18 protein-coding genes are annotated in these 19,456 nt (G+C 64.4%); 12 read left to right on the top strand and 6 right to left on the bottom strand.

All coding sequences use genetic code 11. The features are described 5' to 3' along the window. Positions 1 to 60 precede the first annotated feature (60 nt). Complete coding sequence (locus tag K410_RS0120620) at positions 61 to 849, bottom strand: outer membrane protein (RefSeq protein WP_028136631.1); 789 nt, start codon at positions 847 to 849, stop codon at positions 61 to 63. A 442-nt stretch (positions 850 to 1,291) separates the two neighbouring features. Next, positions 1,292 to 3,334, bottom strand: a complete 2,043-nt coding sequence (gene parE / locus K410_RS0120615; RefSeq protein ID WP_028136630.1) for a DNA topoisomerase IV subunit B — start codon at positions 3,332 to 3,334, stop codon at positions 1,292 to 1,294. 273 nt (positions 3,335 to 3,607) lie between these two features. On the opposite strand from parE, the gene K410_RS0120610 reads away from it, so the two are divergent. The 5 genes from K410_RS0120610 to K410_RS0120590 all read left to right on the top strand — a co-directional run bounded on the left by K410_RS0120610 (position 3,608) and on the right by K410_RS0120590 (position 7,734). Next, positions 3,608 to 4,138, top strand: coding sequence for a DedA family protein (locus K410_RS0120610; protein ID WP_028136629.1), 531 nt, complete (start codon positions 3,608 to 3,610; stop codon positions 4,136 to 4,138). Positions 4,139 to 4,408: 270 nt separating this feature from the next. Beyond that, positions 4,409 to 5,074, top strand: a complete 666-nt coding sequence (locus K410_RS0120605) for an FMN-binding negative transcriptional regulator (protein ID WP_028136628.1) — start codon at positions 4,409 to 4,411, stop codon at positions 5,072 to 5,074. Continuing rightward, complete coding sequence (gene argC / locus K410_RS0120600; RefSeq protein WP_028136627.1) at positions 5,071 to 6,054, top strand: N-acetyl-gamma-glutamyl-phosphate reductase; 984 nt, start codon at positions 5,071 to 5,073, stop codon at positions 6,052 to 6,054. The genes K410_RS0120605 and argC (K410_RS0120600) overlap by 4 nt, the downstream gene beginning before the upstream one ends. A 26-nt stretch (positions 6,055 to 6,080) precedes the next feature. Continuing rightward, entirely contained in the window at positions 6,081 to 7,127 is a 1,047-nt protein-coding gene (gene argC, locus K410_RS0120595; protein WP_028136626.1) for an N-acetyl-gamma-glutamyl-phosphate reductase, read from the top strand. Positions 7,128 to 7,140: 13 nt separating this feature from the next. Next, a complete protein-coding gene (locus K410_RS0120590; RefSeq protein ID WP_049820135.1) occupies positions 7,141 to 7,734 on the top strand; it encodes a class I SAM-dependent methyltransferase in 594 nt (197 codons plus the stop codon). A 13-nt stretch (positions 7,735 to 7,747) separates the two neighbouring features. On the opposite strand, the gene K410_RS0120585 is transcribed toward K410_RS0120590, so the two are convergent. Both K410_RS0120585 and K410_RS0120580 read right to left on the bottom strand, forming a co-directional pair. After that, complete coding sequence (locus K410_RS0120585; RefSeq protein WP_028136624.1) at positions 7,748 to 8,146, bottom strand: MAPEG family protein; 399 nt, start codon at positions 8,144 to 8,146, stop codon at positions 7,748 to 7,750. Between the two features lie 143 nt (positions 8,147 to 8,289). Then, the gene (locus K410_RS0120580; protein WP_028136623.1) at positions 8,290 to 10,098 is read right to left on the bottom strand and encodes a PHA/PHB synthase family protein; all 1,809 of its coding nucleotides are present in this window, start codon (positions 10,096 to 10,098) and stop codon (positions 8,290 to 8,292) included. A gap of 253 nt (positions 10,099 to 10,351) precedes the next feature. On the opposite strand from K410_RS0120580, the gene K410_RS0120575 reads away from it, so the two are divergent. The 5 genes from K410_RS0120575 (at position 10,352) to K410_RS0120555 (ending at position 15,381) form a co-directional block, all read left to right on the top strand. After that, positions 10,352 to 10,627, top strand: coding sequence for a hypothetical protein (locus K410_RS0120575; protein WP_028136622.1), 276 nt, complete (start codon positions 10,352 to 10,354; stop codon positions 10,625 to 10,627). 215 nt (positions 10,628 to 10,842) lie between these two features. Continuing rightward, on the top strand, positions 10,843 to 12,063 hold the full coding sequence (locus tag K410_RS0120570; protein WP_028136621.1) for an LL-diaminopimelate aminotransferase: 1,221 nt from the start codon (positions 10,843 to 10,845) through the stop codon (positions 12,061 to 12,063). Between the two features lie 28 nt (positions 12,064 to 12,091). Then, positions 12,092 to 13,408: a homoserine dehydrogenase gene (locus K410_RS0120565; protein ID WP_028136620.1), complete on the top strand. Its 1,317-nt coding sequence runs from the start codon at positions 12,092 to 12,094 to the stop codon at positions 13,406 to 13,408. An 85-nt stretch (positions 13,409 to 13,493) separates the two neighbouring features. Next, positions 13,494 to 14,495, top strand: coding sequence for a class II fructose-bisphosphatase (gene glpX / locus K410_RS0120560; RefSeq protein WP_028136619.1), 1,002 nt, complete (start codon positions 13,494 to 13,496; stop codon positions 14,493 to 14,495). A gap of 166 nt (positions 14,496 to 14,661) precedes the next feature. After that, the gene (locus tag K410_RS0120555) at positions 14,662 to 15,381 is read left to right on the top strand and encodes a haloacid dehalogenase type II (RefSeq protein WP_028136618.1); all 720 of its coding nucleotides are present in this window, start codon (positions 14,662 to 14,664) and stop codon (positions 15,379 to 15,381) included. Between the two features lie 72 nt (positions 15,382 to 15,453). Here the strand turns inward: K410_RS0120555 and K410_RS0120550 are convergent, their stop codons facing one another. Together K410_RS0120550 and K410_RS0120545 are read right to left on the bottom strand one after the other, a co-directional pair. Continuing rightward, entirely contained in the window at positions 15,454 to 16,425 is a 972-nt protein-coding gene (locus K410_RS0120550; protein ID WP_028136617.1) for an MBL fold metallo-hydrolase, read from the bottom strand. A gap of 163 nt (positions 16,426 to 16,588) precedes the next feature. After that, entirely contained in the window at positions 16,589 to 17,254 is a 666-nt protein-coding gene (locus K410_RS0120545; RefSeq protein WP_028136616.1) for a GntR family transcriptional regulator, read from the bottom strand. A gap of 119 nt (positions 17,255 to 17,373) precedes the next feature. Here K410_RS0120545 and K410_RS0120540 point away from each other — a divergent pair, with 119 nt between their 5' ends. Both K410_RS0120540 and K410_RS0120535 read left to right on the top strand, forming a co-directional pair. Then, positions 17,374 to 18,168, top strand: coding sequence for an enoyl-CoA hydratase/isomerase family protein (locus tag K410_RS0120540; protein WP_028136615.1), 795 nt, complete (start codon positions 17,374 to 17,376; stop codon positions 18,166 to 18,168). Between the two features lie 9 nt (positions 18,169 to 18,177). After that, the gene (locus K410_RS0120535) at positions 18,178 to 19,431 is read left to right on the top strand and encodes a CaiB/BaiF CoA transferase family protein (protein WP_028136614.1); all 1,254 of its coding nucleotides are present in this window, start codon (positions 18,178 to 18,180) and stop codon (positions 19,429 to 19,431) included. Positions 19,432 to 19,456: the final 25 nt, after the last annotated feature.

Below are 19,456 nucleotides of genomic sequence, written 5' to 3'. Positions count from 1 at the left end.
CTCCATAACGAAAAAGCCCCGGACGATGCCGGGGCTTTGACGTCTGAACTTGCGTTCGGATCAGTACTTGGCGACGACCGGACCGGTCCAGTTGAAGCGGTAGACCAGCGAGGTCGAGATCGTCTGGTTCCAGTGGGTGGCGCGAATGTCGCGGCCGACCAGCGTGTTGGTCACATCGAACAGCTCGTTCTGGGTCTTGCCGCTGTAGAAGGCCGAACGATACTCGGTCTTCATGAACCAGCCGGGCGAGGTGATGCCGAAGAAGTTCAGGCTGTTCTCGACGCCGCCACCAATGAACCAGCCGTGACGGTCGTAACCGTCGAGATGGATACCGGCCGGAGTGCCGGCGAGGTTGGTGAAGTTGGTACGGCCGAAATGCGCGCCCGAGTAACCGCCGTTGACGTAGGAGAGAACGTTCGGCGCGACCAACCAACCGAGGCGCACACCAGCAGCCCACGAGGTTTCCAGCTTCTGAGAGCCGGTGAGGCCGCCGACAACGGTGGGATCCTGGATGGTACCCTTGATGCTGCCGAACTGACCGTCAGCGAACACACCGGCAACCCAGGTGCCGCTGAACTGCCAGTCATAACCGGCACCAACGGTGCCGAACCAGCCCGAGCCGCCCTGGCGCTGATCGATCGTCAGCGGAACAGCGCCGACCGTGGTCTGAACATGCTGGTCGGTGTTCGAGAGGCCGCCGCCGCCGCCGCCGAAAACGTAGAAGCCGGTCCAGTTGGCGACGGGCGCCGGCATCGGGGCCTTCACATAGGGACGAGCGCCGAGGTCGGCGGCCGAGGCCGAACCGGTCATCGCGGCAACCGCGGTCAGTGCGAGCAAAATCTTCTTCATGTCGAAATCCCCAACCTTGGTCTGTCGTAACAGGCGCGAGCGCACTGAAGTTCGTGTCATCTGATGACCCGGACTATAGACGTTTCCCGCCGAAATGCTGTTGCCGGGCAGGCACAGTCGCCCGAAAACGCCAGGAGCGCGCATTTGGGGCCTGACGTGCCAAAATCGGCAATAGCGAGGTAAATTCAATAACTTGAGAAAAATATCGCGCAGCCAATCCAGGTAGGGTTTCGCTAGGAAATTCGGCCTTCTCCAAGATCGATGCCGTGCCGCCACGGTCCGATCACCGTGAGTCGGTGGCCGAATCGCAGCCACCGCGCCGGGAATCGCCCGACGCGAAGCGGCGGTAGGCCGGTATACCCTGGAAAGAACGAGGCCGCCCAAAACGAAGAGCCCCGGCGTCTGGCCGGGGCTCTCGAGTGGGATGCGACAATGCTGGCGTTCAGACGTCCAGCAACTCTTCACTGGCGAACTCGGCCTTGTCCGAGATGAAGGCAAAACGCGCCTCCGCCTTGGTGCCCATCAGGCGCTCCACCGAATCGGCGGTGGTGTCACGGTCGTCGGGCAGCAGGACCACCTTGAGCAGGGTCCGCTTGGCCGGATCCATGGTGGTCTCCTTGAGCTGCGCCGGCATCATCTCGCCGAGGCCTTTGAAGCGGTTCACCTCGACCTTGGCGTTGGCGTTGAAGACGGTCTTGATCAGCTCGTCCTTGTGCTTGTCGTCGCGCGCGTAGACCGATTTCGTGCCGTGGGTCAGCTTGTAGAGCGGCGGCACCGCGAGGAAGAGGTGTCCTTCGTCGATCAGCTTCGGCATCTGCCGGTAGAAGAAGGTGATCAAGAGCGAAGCGATGTGCGCGCCGTCGACGTCGGCGTCGGTCATGATGATGATGCGCTGGTAGCGCAGATCCTCTTCGCGATATTGCAGCAGCTGGCCGCAGCCGATCGCCTGCACGAGATCGGAGAGCTGTGCGTTCGCGGTCAGCTTGTCCTTGCCGGCGGAAGCGACGTTGAGGATCTTTCCGCGCAATGGCAGCACCGCTTGCGTCTTGCGGTCGCGCGCCTGCTTGGCGCTGCCGCCGGCCGAGTCGCCTTCGACGATGAAGAGCTCGGAGCCTTCGGTGCCGGCGTCGGTGCAGTCGGCGAGCTTGCCAGGCAGGCGCAGCTTCTTGCCGGCGGTCTTGCGCGCGGTTTCCTTTTCCTGGCGGCGGCGCAGCCGCTCCTCGGCGCGGTCGATCACGAAGTCGAGCAGCCGGTTGGCCATGTTCGGATTGCCCGACAGCCAATGGTCGAACGGATCCTTCATGGCCTGTTCGACGATGCGCTGTGCTTCGGCGGTGGCGAGACGGTCCTTGGTCTGGCCCTGGAATTCGGGCTCGCGCACGAACACCGACAGCATCACGGCCGCGCCCACCATCACGTCTTCAGACGTGATGGACGATGCGCGCTTGCCCTGGCCGACGCGCTCGGCGTGATCCTTCAGGCCGCGGAGCAGCGCGCTGCGCAGGCCGGATTCGTGCGTGCCGCCGTCGGGCGTCGGGACGGTGTTGGTGTACGAGGAGAGGAAGCCGTCCGCATCCGCGGTCCAGGCCACCGCCCATTCGCAGGCGCCATGCGCGCCGTTGCGGCCCGACTTGCCGGAGAAGATGTCGGGATGCACCAGCGTGTCGGCGTGGATCGCCGCCGCCAGATAGTCCTTGAGGCCGCCGGGGAAGTGGAACGTGGCTTCCGCCGGCACGTCCTCGACGCCCTTGAGCAGCTCGGGCGCACAGTTCCAGCGGATCTCGACGCCGCCGAACAGATAGGCCTTCGAGCGCGTCATCTTGAACAGGCGCTGCGGCTTGAAGGCGGCCTTGGGCCCGAAGATGTCGGTGTCGGGTTTGAAGCGCACGCGCGTGCCGCGGCGGTTGTTGACCTTGCCGAGGTCCTCGAGCTTACCCTTGGGATGGCCGCGCTCGAAGATCATGCGGTGCAGCTTCTGGCCGCGCGCGACCTCGACCTCGAGCCGCGAGGAGAGGGCGTTCACCACGGAGATGCCGACGCCGTGCAGACCGCCAGAGGTCTCATAGACCTTGCTGTCGAACTTGCCGCCCGAATGCAGCGTGCACATGATCACTTCGAGCGCCGACTTCTTCGGGAACTTCGGATGCGGATCGATCGGGATGCCGCGGCCGTTATCGGTGACGGTCAGGAACCCGTCCGCGCTGAGCTCGACTCCGATGAAGGTCGCATGTCCGGCCAGCGCCTCGTCCATCGAGTTGTCGATGACCTCGGCGAACAGATGATGCAAAGCCTTCTCATCGGTGCCGCCGATATACATGCCCGGCCGGCGCCGCACCGGTTCCAGGCCTTCGAGCACCTCGATGTCGGCGGCGGTGTAGTCGGCTTCGCCGCCGCTTCCGCGCGGCGCCGGCCGGGCGGCCCGGGGCTTCGGCTCGTCGCCGCCGAAAAAGTCGTCGTTTGCTTTGGGTTTCAACTGCTTGGACATATATCTTGATGCGTTTTGAGGGCCGCATAAGCGGCGAATCGATTTGGCCGACTATGCCACTTCTGACCGGGAAAGGTTATCGCAGGGGCGGGCCGGGCGGTGTGTTGGGAGCCAATCCCGACGATTTTACGCCGCAGGCCATCCATTCCCGGCAATTTGACGGTTCGCCAGGCGTCTTGTGGGGCTTTGTGACTTGATGTCACACAAGTGCTTGGCTTACCAGTCTTTTTGATCGAGCAGCACCTTGAGATGGGGCGGGAAGGCTAATTCTTGATGGAGCAGTTTGCGCACGCCCTGGTCGATTTTGTGCGCGTTCACCAGGCTTGGGCAGCCCCGATTGTGTTCCTGCTCGCCTTCGGGGAGTCGCTCGCCTTCATCTCGCTGCTGGTTCCGGCCTGGGGCGCGCTGGTCGCGATCGGTGCGCTGATCGGCGTGAGCGGCATCAGCTTCTATCCGGTCTGGATCGCCGGCGGCCTCGGCGCGGCACTGGGCGACTGGGTCTCCTACTGGTTCGGCTATCGCTACAAGGAAAAGGTCGCCGAGATGTGGCCGCTCTCGCGCTATCCGGGACTGCTGCCCAGAGGCGAGGCCTTCGTGCGCAGCTGGGGCATCCCCAGCATCTTCATCGGCCGCTTCTTCGGCCCCTTGCGCGCCTCGGTGCCGCTTGCGGCCGGCATTTTCGAGATGCCCTATTGGAGCTTCCAGGTCGCCAATTTCGTCTCGGCCCTGCTCTGGTCCGCCGTGCTCCTGCTGTTCGGCGACGTGCTCGCCAAGATCATGGAATGGATCTGGCGGGTGATCTAGGTCCCGTCATTCCGGGTTCGATGCTCTGCATCACCCCGGAATGACAAGGGTTGCCTTGACGGGAACCCGATCTCGCTTTATAGCCGCGCGCCATGATCAACGCCGCGACCATCCTGTTCGCCCGTCGCCGCCGCCGCATCTTAGCGGTTTGGGCGGTCGATCGCGTTTGAGATCATCGTCTTTGCCGCTGGATCCGATCCGCGGCATTCTCTCTCCTGTCAGCGCGATCTGATCCGGCGGCTCCCTTAGGAGGCCCAGCAGGAGACCACGATGTACACGCCAGCCTTTTTCAAGCAGGACCGCGCCGCAAGCCTGAAATTCGCCGAAGCGCGCGGCTTCGGCACCATGTGTGCGTTCGACGGCAGCAAGCCGATCGCCTCGCCGCTGCCGTTCTATCTGACTTACGCCGCTGACGGCACGCCGCAGGCCGCCTTTCATGTCGCGCGTCACAATCCGCTGTTAAAGCTGGCTGGCAGTGATGCGTCCTGGCTGCTCGCGGTCAACGGCCCCGATGCCTATGTATCGCCGGACTGGTACGTCTCGCCGGATCAGGTTCCGACCTGGCTCTACCAGTCGGTGCATCTGAGCGGGCCGGTGCGCCTGCTGACGGACGACGAATTGTCGGTGCAGATCGACACGCTCAGCGACAAGTTCGAGAGCTGGCTGCTGCCGAAGAAGCCGTGGACGTCGGGCAAGATGGCGGCGGGCCGCCTGGAGACGATGAAGAAGGCGATCGTGGGTCTGGTGATGAATGTTGAAGAGGTCGAAGGCAGCTTCAAGCTCAACCAGCACAAATCGGACGCCGACTATGCGGCGATCGCCAATGCGCTTAGCGCCGGCGATGCCGACGCCAGGCAGATCTCGGATTTGATGCGGCAGGCAAGGCCGCAAGTTTTCGCAAACGACACGAACATGCTCGAAGGGAGCGCGTCATGAGCCTCGCCGACACCACCAAAGCTCCGACCACCGGTGCGGCCAAGAAGCCCGCCACCGTCTTCGTCGATGGCGGCTCCGGCACGACCGGCCTCGGCATCAACGAGCGGCTGAAGCTCCAGAACGACGTCGTCGTGAAGGCGCTTTCCGACGACAAGCGCAAGGACCCCGCGGCCAAGAAGGCGCTGATGGAGGAGGTGGACCTCGTCATCCTCTGCCTGCCCGACGACGCCGCCAAGGAGACGGTCGCCCTGGTCGACAGCATGGGAGCTCGGGCGCCGAAGGTGCTGGACGCCTCGACCGCGTACCGGGTCGCGCCTGACTGGGCCTACGGCTTTCCCGAGCTGACGCCGGACCAGGCCGGCAAGATCAAGGCCGCCAGCAAGGTCTCCAATCCCGGCTGCTATCCGACCGGCGCGATCGCGCTGCTGCGGCCGATCGTCGATGCCGGGCTGCTGCCATCAGATTATCCCGTCACCGTCAACGCGGTGAGCGGTTATTCCGGCGGCGGCAAGTCGATGATCGCGAGCTTCGAAGACGGCAGCGCGCCGTCGTTCGAGCTCTACGGCCTAGGCTTCGAGCACAAGCATCTGCCCGAGATGCAGCTCTATTCCAACCTGACGCGGCGGCCGATCTTCATCCCGTCCGTCGGCAACTACCGGCAGGGCATGCTTGTCTCGGTGCCGCTGCAGCTCGACACGCTGCCCGGCAAGCCTGGGGGAGCCGACCTGCAAGCCGCGCTCGCCGAGCGCTACGCCGGCTCGAAATACGTCAAGGTGATGCCGCTTCAGAACGAAGCGTCAAAGGGCGGCCGGCTCGAGCCGGAGGCGCTCAACGACACCAACATGCTCGAGCTCTACGTCTTCGCCAGCGACAAACATCACCAGGCCGTGCTGGTCGCCCGGCTCGACAATCTCGGCAAGGGGGCATCCGGCGCGGCGGTCCAGAACATGCGGCTGATGCTGGGGCTGGCAGAGGCGTAACCGATCCAGCGTTAGAGGAGCGTGTGATGAGCACCAAGAAGATCGGCATTCTCGGCGCCTCCGGCTACACCGGCGTCGACGCGGTGCGCCTGTTGGCGCGGCATCCGAACGCCGAGATTGCCGCACTCACTGCCAATACCCATGCCGGCAAATCCATGAGCGAGGTGTTTCCGCATTTCTTCATGCTGGACCTGCCTAAACTTGTGGAATGGGAAAAGGTCGACTGGAGCAGGCTCGATGCGGTATTCTGCGGACTGCCCCACGGGACCACGCAGGAAATCATCGCCGCGGTCCTTAAGGTGAATCCTGAGATCAAGGTCCTCGACATGTCCGCCGATTTCAGGCTGCGGGACAAGAACACCTATGCGCAATGGTACGGCCACGAGCACCGGGCACTCGAATTGCAGGGCGAGGCGGTCTATGGTCTGACCGAATTCTATCGCGAGAAAATCACGTCGGCGCGGCTGGTGGCCTGTCCCGGCTGCTACCCCACGGCGGCGCTGCTCGCGCTGGTGCCGCTCGCGAAGGCCAAGCTGATCGATGTCGACGACATCGTCATCGACGCCAAATCGGGCGTCACCGGTGCCGGACGCGGGCTGAAGCAGAACACGTTGTTCAGCGAGGCGGGCGAGGGACTTTCGCCCTATTCGGTCGGCACCCACCGGCACGCGCCCGAGATCGAGCAGGAGATCAGCCTCGCCGCCGGCTCTGCCGTGACGGTGAACTTTACGCCGCATCTGATCCCGATGGCGCGTGGCGAACTCTGCACGTGCTATGTAAAACTCAACGGCGCGACGCCCGACGATTTGCGGGCCGCTCTCGAGAAAGTCTACGTCAACGAGCCCTTCGTGCATGTCGCCAAAAAGGGCGTGCTGCCGCAGACGCAGAATGTGCGCGGTTCCAACTATGTGCAGATCGGTGTCGTTGCCGACCGCATCAAGAACCGGGCGATCGTCATTTCCACGCTCGATAATCTGGTGAAGGGCTCGGCGGGGCAGGCGATCCAGAATATGAACCTGATGTTCGGACTGCCCGAGACGGAGGGGCTGGAGCAGATCGCGCTGTTCCCGTGATGTGAGTGCGACAGTGGACGAAGAGACGCTGCAATTCTACCGCGGCAACGCAGAGGCCTATGCTGGGCGCGAGATCACCTCGCGCCAGGCGCGGCTGACGGCGTTTCTCGCCCGGCTCGCGCCAGGTGCTTCCATTCTCGAACTCGGATGCGGCGCCGGCGGCGATACCGCGGACATGCTGGCGCGCGGCTTTGCGGTTCGCCCGACCGACGGATCGCCGGAAATGGCGAAGGTCGCCTCGCGCCGTCTCGGCCGTCCCGTTGAGACCCTGCTGTTCGAGCAGCTCGACGAGACCGAGGCCTATGACGCCGTCTGGGCCAATGCGTGCCTGCTGCATGTGCCGAGACCCGAACTCGCCGGGGTTCTTGCGCGGATCTGGCGCGCGCTGAATCCGGCCGGCTTCTTCTACGCCAGCTACAAGGCCGGCGAGGCCGAAGGGCGCGACACGTTGAACCGCTATTACAATTATCCCTCGCCGGACTGGCTGCGGGCGACCTACGCCGAGGCGGCCAGCTGGAGCGGGGTGACGATCGATACCGGCGAGGTCAAGGGCTTCGACGACAAGGCCGCATCGATGCTGTTCGTCGTCGCGCAGAAGAGGGGCTGAGCGCGGCGCCCCCTCAGAACACCCCGAAGATCGCCAGCGCCAGCACGGCCTGGGCGAGGAAGCCGACGGTGAAGGCGAGGGTGCGGAACACCGGGATGCCGAGCGTATAGACGATGGTGTGCGCGACACGAGCCCAGAAATAGACCGCGCAGGCGAGCACCGTCCATTTCGTGGAATAGTCGATCGCGTTGAGGATCAGCACCAGCGGTGCGAAGACGATGAGGTTCTCGACCGCGTTGTCATGCGCGAACATCAGCCGGTTCGCCCAGTCCGATTGCGGCTTGTCGTTGCGAGAAGGGTTGGCCATCGCCCCGCTGAGACCGCGGACCTGACACCGGTTGATCGTGTAGGGAATCCAGAGGATCCCGGTCAGGATTACCGTCAGTGTCAGCCAGAACAATTCGCGCGTCATAGTCCGGTCCCCTCTGTCGTCGCTGTGGTGAGCGCGAGTCTATACGAAAGCGCGAGAGATTTCGCCATGCGCAAAGAATGCTTCGTTGCTTGCTTGTGCATGATCCGATCGGAAAACCGCTCCGCACTTGTCCGGATCATGCGCTATGCGCGGACCCTGACATAGCTGCCGGGCGCGTCCTCGATCGGCGGGAATGCTTCGCTCCCCGGCAGGCGCGCCGGAACCTGCTCCGGATCGAGCTCGCCCAGCCATTGCCGCCAGTCTGGCCACCACGAGCCCTTGTGCTCGACCGCGCCCTTCATCCACTCGGCGACGCTGACGTCCTTGATGTTGTCGTTGGTCCAGTACTGGTACTTGTTGGAGGCCGGCGGATTGACCACGCCTGCGATATGACCCGAGCCCGACAGCACATATTTCACCGGACCGCCGAAGAATTGCGAGCCGTACAGCACCGATTCCGCCGGCGCGATGTGGTCCTCGCGGGTGGCGAGGTTGTAGACGGGCACCTTGACCTTGGAGAGATCGAGCAAGGTATTGTCGAGCACCATCGTGCCGGTGGAGAGCCGGTTCTCGAGATAGCAATTGCGCAGATAATAGGAATGGTTCGACGCGGTCATCCGCGTCGCGTCGGAATTCCAGTGCAAGAGGTCGAATGCGCTCGGCTGCTGGCCCTTGAGATAATTGCTGACCACGTAGGACCAGATCAGATCGTTGGAGCGCAGCATGTTGAAGGCCATCGCCATCTTCGAGCCTTCGAGCACGCCGGCCGCCTTCATGTCCTGCTCGAGCGAAGAGATCTGCTCCTCGTCGACGAACACCAGGAGATCGCCGGCATGGGTGAAGTCGACCTGTGCCGCGAAGAACGTTGCCGACGACACCCGCTGGCGGCGCTTCTCGGCGAGCCAGGCCAGCGTGGTCGCGAGCATGGTGCCGCCGACGCAATAGCCGGCGGTGTGCACCTTCATCTCGCCGGTGACCTTCTCGATCACGTCCATCGCCGTGAGCGGGCCTTCCTTCATGTAGTCTTCCCAGCTCTTGTTGCCGAGCCGCTTGTCGGGATTGACCCATGAGATCACGAACACGGTGATGCCCTGGTCGACGCACCACTTGATGTAGGATTTCTCCGGCTTGAGGTCGAGGATGTAGAACTTGTTGATCCATGGCGGCACGATCAGGAGCGGGGTGCGCAGCACCGTCTCCGTGGTCGGCGAATACTGGATCAGCTGCATCATCTCGTTCTGATAGATCACCTTGCCCGGCGTCGTCGCCATGTTGACGCCGACGACGAGATTGTCCGGGTTGGACTGGCGGATCTTCAGCATGCCCTTGCCGGCCGCGATGTCCTCGGCCAGCATCGAAAGGCCGCGCGCGAGGTTCTCGCCGCTGCTCGCCAGGGTCTCGCGCAGCACCTCCGGATTGGTCAGCACGAAATTGGACGGCGACAGCGCGTTGGTGACCTGCTGGACGTAGAACTCGGCCTTGCGGCGGGTGTGCGGATCGAGCCCTTCGGCATCGCGCACCAGCTCCTGCGCCCATTTGGTCGTGAGCAGATAGAGCTGCATGACGAAATCGAAGAACTGGTTCGACTTCCATTCCGGATCGGCAAAGCGCTTGTCCCGCGGCGAGGGCGCGATCGCAGGGGGGGCGTCCTGGCCGGCCATGCGGCGCACTGCCGAGCCCCAGAGGTCGAGATAATCCTTGGCGAGCTTGGTCTGCAGATCGGACGAGCGGGACGTATCCGACAACCAATATTCGGCGACCGAGGTGAATGTCTTGACGACCTCGGCAAGCTCGGCCGGCGGGCGATCCTGCACCTCGCCGCTCTCGCGCGGCTTGAGGTAGGCCGCAAGCGCCTTACCGCCGCTCTCCATCGCCCGCGCGACATTCATCGCGAAGGCTTCCGCATCGAACTTCGTCTCGGGTTTAGGCGTATCGGTCGTGGCCATACTCATGGACAGAACAGTAACGAGTCATTCCTTATTCGTCACCGCGAAGCTCGCATGTTTGACGTTAAACACGCTCGAAGATGTGCTGCACTGCGACAAAGGTTCTTGGTTTTGTCACAATCGCGGTGCAACCCTCCGGTCGTGGGCCTTTGGTGTTTTCTCGCTCGTTCCATTTGTGGGCAGCAATGGTTTGAGCTTGGGCAGGTTGTCGGGTTAGTGTGCGGCAGCTTGCATTGGGACGAGCAGGGGATTTCCCAAAGTGTTGGCGTTGAGGGTCCTACAGAGGTCGCTGCTGATCGGTGGCGCGCTGCTGAGCGTGGCATTTGTGCTGGGCGGCTGTTCGAGTCAGTTCGCGGATATGACGCCGATGGACGCGCAGGCACCTGCAAGGGAGCCCGGAAGCTATCTGCCGGTGCACGATCTGCCGCCGGATCGCGATCAAGCCGTCATCACGCCGGAGCAGCGCGCCAAGATCGAGGCCGAGCTCGCCGCCGCGCGCGATCGCCAGGCGGCCGCCGCCAAGGACGCGAAATGAGGCGGTGCAACGTAATCTCTGGCGCCCCCGCCTTGCCGTGCTAAAAGACCTGGGTTCAGCCGAGAGTCAGGGCGAACGACCTCAGCCTTCGCTGTTGATGATTGCTCTAAGTATTTGATTTTGAGTGATTTTCGCAACGGGACCGAGCCCCTTTCCGTAAAGCCGTCCTGTCTTTCGATTCTGTCCTGACCGGTTGCCCGGGAGCCCAGAGAGCCATGGAAGAATTTTACCGCATCCGCCGCCTTCCGCCTTACGTGTTCGAGCAGGTCAACCGGGCCAAGGCGGCCGCGCGGAATGCCGGCGCCGACATCATCGACCTCGGCATGGGCAACCCGGATCTGCCGGCCCCGGCGCATGTGCTGGAGAAGCTGAAGGAGACGCTGGGCAAGCCGCGCACCGACCGCTACTCGGCGTCCCGCGGCATCCCCGGACTGCGCCGGGCCCAGGCCGGCTACTACGCCCGCCGCTTCGGGGTGAAGCTCAACCCCGACACCCAGATCGTGGCGACGCTCGGCTCGAAGGAGGGCTTTGCCAACGTGGCGCAGGCGATCACCGCGCCCGGCGACGTCATCCTCTGTCCGAACCCGAGCTATCCGATTCACGCCTTCGGCTTCTTGATGGCGGGCGGCGTGATCCGCTCGGTGCCCTCCGAGCCGACGCCGCAATTCTTCGAGGCCGCCGAACGGGCGATCATCCACTCGATCCCCAAGCCGCTCGCGCTCGTGGTCTGCTATCCCTCGAACCCGACCGCCTATGTCGCGAGCCTCGATTTCTACAAGGACCTCGTCGCCTTCGCCAAGAAGCACGAGATCCTGATCCTGTCCGATCTCGCCTATGCCGAGGTCTATTTCGACGAGAGCAACCCGCCGCCCTCGGTGCTCCAGGTGCCGGGCGCGATGGACTGCACGGTCGAGTTCACCTCGATGTCGAAGACCTATTCGATGGCCGGCTGGCGCATGGGCTTTGCGGTCGGCAATGAGCGCGTGATCGCAGCGCTCGCCCGCGTCAAATCTTACCTCGATTACGGCGCGTTCACGCCGGTCCAGGTGGCCGCGACCGCGGCGCTGAACGGCCCGGATGATTGCATCAAGGAGATGCGCGACACCTATCGCAAGCGCCGCGATGCGCTGGTGGAATCGTTCGGCCGTGCCGGCTGGGAGATTCCGCCGCCGGAAGCCTCGATGTTCGCCTGGGTGCCGCTGCCGGAGGCCTTCCGCAGCGTCGGCAGCATGCAGTTCGCCACCCTGATGGTGGAGAAATCCGGCGTTGCGGTCTCGCCCGGCGTCGGCTTCGGCGAGCATGGTGAAGGATATGTCCGCATCGCCATGGTGGAAAACGAGCAACGGATCAGGCAGGCCGCGCGCGGCGTGCGACGCTTCCTTGAAAGCGGCATCGAAACGTTGCACAACGTGGTTCCACTCGCCAATCGGCGCTAATTCTCTTCTGCAGGTTTTCTGAAGTATCATGGTCGCACCCCTGAAAGTGGGCATAGCGGGGCTCGGCACCGTGGGTGCCGAAGTCATCCGTTTGATCGAAACGCAGGCGCGCGTGCTCGCAGGGCGCAGCGGCCGCGGCATCCGCGTGGTTGCGGTCACTGCGCGCTCGAAGACGAAGAAGCGCGGCATCGATCTGCGCGGCTTCGAATGGGCGAAGGACCCGATCGCGCTTGCCACCCATCCCGGCATCGATTGCTTCGTCGAGCTGATGGGCGGCGCCGGCGATCCCGCGCTGTCGGCGGTCGACGCCGCGCTCAGCGCCGGCAAGTCGGTCGTCACCGCGAACAAGGCGCTGCTGGCCAAGCACGGAATCAAGCTCGCCAAGGCGGCTGAAAAGCACGGCGGAGCGCTGAATTTCGAGGCAGCCGTCGGCGCCGCGATCCCCGTCATCAAGACCTTGCGCGAGGGGCTTGCCGGCACCGGCATCAACCGCGTCTACGGCATCCTCAACGGCACCTGCAATTACATCCTGACCCGGATGGAGCAGGAGGGGCTGTCCTTCGCCGAATGCCTCAAGGACGCGCAGCGGCTCGGTTATGCCGAGGCCAATCCGTCGTTCGATGTGGATGGCCACGATACCGCGCAAAAGCTCGCGATCCTCGCCAGCCTCGCCTTCGGCACGAAAGTTGCTCAAAGCGCGGTGTATGTCGAAGGCATCTCATCCATCGCGCCGGAAGATCTGCGCGCGGCGTCCGAGCTCGGTTATCGCGTCAAGCTGCTCGGCGTGGCGGTGCGCACCGCCAAGGGCATTGAGCAGCGCGTGCATCCGACCATGGTGCCGAAATCCTCCTCGATCGCGCAGGTGATGGGTGTCACCAACGCGGTCACGATCGACGGCGAGGGCATTCCGCCGATCACGCTGGTGGGACCTGGCGCGGGCGGCGCCGCCACCGCGTCAGCCGTGGTCGCCGACATCGCCGATGTCGCGCGCGGCATCCGCGCCAATCCGTTCGGCCGGCCCATTGCGCAATTGCGCGACACCAAGAAGGCGCCGATGGAGCGCCACGAGGGCGGCTATTACATCCGCCTTCTGGCGCGCGATTTCCCCGGCACTGCGGCTGCGATCGCGACCCGGCTTGCCGAGCAGAAGATTTCGATCGAGTCGATCGTGCAGCGTCATCCCAATGGCGGCGCTGCGCCTGATAGCGGCAAGGCGGTCCCCGTGCCCGTCATCCTGATCACCTATGCGACGCACGAGGATGCCGTGCGCCGCGCCCTTGCGGCCGTGCAGAAGGACAAGGTGATCAGCGGACGGCCGCAGGTGATCCGGATCGAAAAGAACTGAGGCGGTTCGTTCGAACGAATCGTGGGCGTTGCGAATTGATGCGGGCAGAGAATTCTGTCCCAAACCCGTTTGAAGGAGTTAGCCGATGTCGACCCATATTTCAGTCCCGCCGCAAGCGTTGCTCGAGCGCATCCTGACGCTGGAGATCGTGCGGGTGACGGAGCGGGCGGCAGTGTCGTCGGCGCGCCTGCGCGGCCACGGCAACGAGAAGGCGGCCGACCAGGCCGCGGTCGACGCCATGCGGCGCGAGCTCAACAAGCTGCCGATCCAGGGCACCATCGTGATCGGCGAGGGCGAGCGCGACGAGGCGCCGATGCTCTTCATCGGAGAGAAGGTTGGCGTGAACGCCGGCCCCGAAGTCGACATCGCGGTCGATCCGCTCGAAGGCACCACGCTGTGCGCCAAGAACATGCCGGGCTCGATCGCCACCATGGCGATGGCCGACGGCGGCACGCTGCTGCACGCTCCCGACGTCTACATGCAGAAGCTCGCGATCGGCCCCGGCTACGACAAGGGCGTCGTCGAGCTCGATGCGAGCCCGGCCGACAACGTCCGCCGCCTCGCCAAGGCCAAGGGCGTCAAGCCGGAGGGGATCACCGTTCTCGTGCTCGACCGTCCGCGTCACGCCAGCATCATCGAGAGCGTGCGCTCCACCGGCGCCGCGGTGCGCCTGATCACCGACGGCGACGTCGCCGGCGTGATCCACTGCGCCGATCCCGACAACACCGGCGTCGACATGTATCTCGGCACGGGCGGCGCGCCGGAAGGCGTGCTCGCCGCCGTGGCGCTGCGTTGCATCGGCGGCCAGATGCAGTGCCGCCTGATCCTGGATTCCGGGGAGAAGATCGAGCGCGCCGCCAAGATGGGCGTCAACGACCCCAAGATGATCTACGGCATAGAGGACATGGCGCGCGGCGACTGCCTGTTCGCCGCCACCGGCGTCACCACCGGCTCGCTGCTGTCAGGCGTCAAATTCCGCAAGGACGGCGTGATCGAGACCGAGACGGTGGTGATGCGCTCCGTCACCGGCACCGTGCGCTACATCAAGGCCGAGCATCGCGAGCTCGCCAAGTTCCATCTGGACTGAGCGACGTGACAACGACTGCCGTCATTCCGGGGCGACGGGACCGCGCAGAGCGCGGCCCGGAGAGCCCGGAATCCATCGGGCGGCAGAGCGCGAGGTGAAATGGATGCCGGGCCTGCGCCTTACGGCGCATCCCGGAATGACAACAAGAGCAAGCACGGGAAGCGCCATGTCCGATCTCTCCTCCGTCAAAGCCCTGGTCTTCGACGTGTTCGGCACGGTCGTGGATTGGCGCACCAGCCTGATCACCGACTTCATGTGGTGGGCGAAGGGCCGCGGCATCAGCGCCGACTGGACCGCCTTGGTCGACGGCTGGCGCGGCATGTACATGGCCTCGATGGACGACGTGCGCCAGCATCCTGAGCGCGGCTACGTCATGCTCGACGATCTGCACCGCCGCTCGCTGGAGAAGCTGGTCGCACAGTTCGCGATCAAGGGCCTCACCGACGCCGATCTCGATTACCTCACCAAGGGCTGGCACCGCCTCCATCCCTGGCCGGACAGCGTTGCCGGCCTGACGCGGCTGAAATCCAAGTTCGTGATCGCGCCGCTCTCGAACGGCAACGTCGCGCTGCTCACCAACATGGCGAAGTTCGCCGGCCTGCCGTGGGACCTCATCATGTCGGCCGAGCTGTTCGAGCATTACAAGCCCGATCCCGAGACCTATCTCGGCGCAGCCAAGCTGCTTTGCCTCAAGCCGGAGGAGGTGATGATGGTCGCCGCCCACAATGGTGATCTCGCGGCCGCGCAGAAAAACGGGCTCAAGACCGCGTTCGTGGCACGGCCGACGGAATACGGTCCGCTGCAGAAGGTCGACTTCGAGGCGACCGGCAAGTGGGACATCGTCGCCAAGGACTTTGGCGGCATCGCCGACAGGCTGGGGTGCTAGCCGCCGTCCTCGCTTGAGGTGCGCGGCAACAGTGGTCCGGGCAGCGCGAGCGCTGCCCGGGGGTGATCTGCGCTACAGCGTCATCTTCATCGGTTCGGGATAATAGTGGAATCCCTCGCCGGCCTTGGCGACATGACCGTAGCCCGGCCAGGCGAAGTGATAGGACATCACCGGCGTCTTGTTCGCCGCGAGCATCGTCAGCAGTTTGACCCGCGTGTCCGCCGCCTGCTTCGGATCGGTGTCGTAGGAAAACTCCATCCGCGGCCGCTCCAGCAACAGCACGGAATGGTGCGAGAGGTCGCCGAGGAAAGCAAAGGATTTTCCCGCCGACGTCACCATGAAGATGGTGTGGCCGACAGTGTGGCCGGGCGCCGCGATCGCCTGCACGCCGGGCAGGAATTCCTGGCCGTCCTTGAAGAACACGATGCGGTCGCGCACCGGCAGCAGGTTCTTGCGGGCATGAACGACGAAGTCCTTGGCCGGGCCGCCGAGCTTGGCCTCGTCGGTCCAGAAGTCGAAATCGGTCTGCGAGATGTAGACCTGGGCGTTCGGAAACAGCGGCTTGCCGGCTTCATCGACGATGCCGCCGATATGGTCGATATGGGCATGCGAACAGACCACGGCGTCGATGTCGCCGGGCTTGATGCCGGCCTCCATCATGCTTTTCTGCTGCCGGCCGGTGCTGGCGCCGAACATCTTCGATGAGCCCATGCCGGTGTCGAACAGGATCAGCTTGTCGCCGGTGTTCACGATCGGCGAATTCTGTTCGAGCACGACGTTGTCCGGCGACAGGAAATTGTCCGCCAGCATCTTCTTGACCTCTTCCTTGGGAACGCCGGTGAAGGTCCCGGAGGGATCGCCGAGCGGCAGCGGTCCGTCGGACACGACGGTCACCTCGGCATCGCCGAGAACGAAGCGGTGCCAGTACGGCGTCTGGGTGCCGAGCTTGGGAGCTCGCGCCAACGCGCTGCTGCCGAGCATCGCGCTGGCCCCAAGGCCAGCTCCAAGTGCAAGTAAAGATCGACGTGAGACATCGATTGTCATGCGTTTCCTCCGCCTTTGTCTTTTGCTTTGCGCGATTGTTCGCGCGTTGCGACCGGCCCCAGCGGCCACGCGGCCAGAGGTCGGCAGAAGCCATGCTGCGCCGGTTACGACAAGCTAGCAAGTAGAATTGGTTCGCGGGTGCATCCGACCGCGGAATTGCGCGTCACGCAATTTTCAGCGCGAGATCGTTGCCTTCCGTCTCAGCAAAGCCGGCCTGCAGCACCTCTTCGCGCTTGTGGCGCAGATGCGCGCGGAGAATATGCGAGAGGCCGGCCCCGTCGCGCCGCTGCAGCGCGTTCAGGATCGCCTCGTGCTCCTTCACCGCGAGGGCCCAGCGCTGCGGTGTCATCGGCGTGACGTAACGCGCGCGGCGGATGCGTGCCGTCACCGACGTGTAAAGTCCCGCGAGCACGGGATTTCCGGCCGCGGTGACGATGGCTTCGTGAATGGCGCGGTTGCCGCGGTAGTACTGGATCAGGTCGCCGTCGCGATAATGCTGCACCATGGCTGCATGCGCGGCGGCAATTGCATCGATCTCGGCGTCCGTGATGCGCTCGCAGGCGAGCTCGCCGGCGAGGGCCTCCAGGCCCTGGCAGACTTCGAACAGGTCGCGCATGTCCTTGTCGGTCAGTTTCGCCGCGCGCGAGCCGCGATGCGGCAAGAGCTGCACGAGCCCCTCGGCAGCGAGCACCTTGAGCGCCTCGCGCAGCGGCGTGCGCGAGATGCCGAGCCGCTCGCACAACTCGCGCTCGGGAATCCGGGCGCCCGGCGGAATCTCGCCGTCGAGCAGGATCGCACGGATACGGCTGACGACATCCTCGTGAAGCATGGGACGGGGCGCTCCAATTTGAATGCAAAACGCGAACTTCGGATCGAAATATCGAAGTTCCAGCTTGCTAATCGCAAATTTTGCATTCAAAAATGCAAAAAACAAGAGGATATGAGGAAATGGACCTGGCGGCGGAGGCGGACGACCTCGTTTTTGAATGCAACGACGGCATCGGGCGGATCACCTTCAACCGGCCGCAGGCGCGCAACGCCTTCACTTTCGCGATGTACGAACGGCTCGCTGCAATCTGCGAGCAGGCCAACCGGGACCAGACCATCAAGGTGCTGGTGCTGCGCGGAGCCGGCGACAAGGCCTTCGCCTCGGGCACCGACATCAACCAGTTCCGTGAATTCAAGACGCCGCAGGACGCGATCGACTACGAGAACCGCATCGATCGCGTTCTGACCACGCTGGAGCAGTGCCGGGTGCCGACCATTGCGGCGATCAACGGCTTCTGCACCGGGGGCGGGGCGGGCATTGCCGCGGCCTGCGACCTGCGTATCGGCACGGCAAGCGCGAAGATCGGCTTCCCGATCGCGCGGACGCTCGGCAATTGCCTGTCGATGTCCAATGTCAGCCGTCTCACCGCGCTGATCGGCGCGGCGCGCGTCAAGGATATGATCTTCACCGCGCGCCTGGTCGATGCTGCGGAAGCCGCCAGCATCGGGCTGCTCGGCGAGGTCGTCGAGGATCTTGCCGCGCTGGACAAGCGAGCCGACGAGGTCGCCCGGCTGCTCGCAAGCCACGCGCCGCTGACGCTGAACGCGACCAAGCAGGCGGTCGCCCGCCTGCAGCGGCGGCTGTCGCGGGACGAGGGCGAGGACCTCATCCTGATGTGCTACACGAGCCGGGATTTTCGCGAAGGGCTCGATGCTTTCCTCAACAAGCGCGCGCCGCAATGGCGCGGCCAATAGGACGCCCCGATGCAAAGCTCGCCATCCACCTCGCGCCGTTCGGGACCGCTCGCCGGCCTCAAGGTCGTCGATCTCACCCATGTCATGGCGGGGCCGACCTGCACCCTGATGCTCGCCGACATGGGCGCCGACGTCATCAAGATCGAGAAATCGCCGAACGGCGACGATACCCGCCATTCGGTGCCGCCGAAGATCGGGGATGAGGCGGCCTCGTTCCTGATGATGAACCGCAACAAGCGCGGCATCGTGCTGGACCTCAAGACCGAGGGCGGCAAGCAGGTGCTGCGCCGCCTGATCGCGGAGGCCGACGTGCTGGTGGAGAACTTTGCACCCGGCGCGATGGAACGTCTCGGCTTCGGTTACGAGGAGCTGCACAAGCAATATCCATCGCTGATCTATTGCTCGCTGTCGGGCTTCGGCCGCACCGGTCCCTACAAGCACCGCCGTGGCTTCGATCTGGTCGCGCAGGCCATGAGCGGCATCATGAGCTTTACCGGCGAGCGCCCCGACGGTCCGCCGGTGAAATGCGGCCCGCCGCTGTCCGACATCACCGCCGGCCTGCTCGCGAGCATGGGCATCCTTGCGGCCTACACGCACCGTCTCAAGACCGGCGAGGGGCAGTGGGTCGAAACCTCGCTGTACGAGGCCGCGCTGGTGCAGACCTATTGGCAGTCGACCATCGCGCTCGCCGCAGGCACCGCGCCGCGGGCAATGGGCTCGGCCCATCCGCTCAACGCGCCGTACCAGGCGTTCGAAGCCTCCGACGGCTGGCTCGTGGTCGGCGGTGCCAACAAGAAGCACTGGCTGTTGATGCTGGAGGCGCTCGGCGCGAGTGAGCTCGCCGCAGATCCGCGCTTCGTCAACGGCGCCGACCGCATGGCGAATCTCAAGGCGCTCGAAGCGGTCTTGAGCGAGCGCTTCCGCACCCGGTCGCGGGCGCACTGGCTCGCCGCGCTGGACGAGAAGGGCGTGCCGTGCGGCCCCGTGCACGACATGCTCGAGGCGCTCAGCGATCCGCAGACGCTGGCGCGCGAGATGGTCGTCGAGGTCGAGCATTCCACGCTCGGTTCCGTGAAGACGATCGGGCTTCCCGTGAAGTTTTCGGAGACCCCAGGCAAAGTACTGTCAGGCGCACCGGTCTACGGTGAGCACACGAGAGAGGTGCTGGCCGAGCACGGGTTCGACCAGATGCAGATCGAAGCGCTCGCCAAAGAAGGCGCCATCGTCCTGGGCTCGGCAAGACGCGGGGAACGCGTCGCCTGACCGGACGTCGATACGACAAGACCAA

The sequence above is a fragment of the Bradyrhizobium sp. 22 genome (genome assembly GCF_000482425.1).
Lineage (GTDB): Bacteria > Pseudomonadota > Alphaproteobacteria > Rhizobiales > Xanthobacteraceae > Bradyrhizobium > Bradyrhizobium japonicum_B.
Note: the sequence above shows the minus strand (reverse complement) of the source record. Positions and strands in the feature narration are given on the sequence as shown.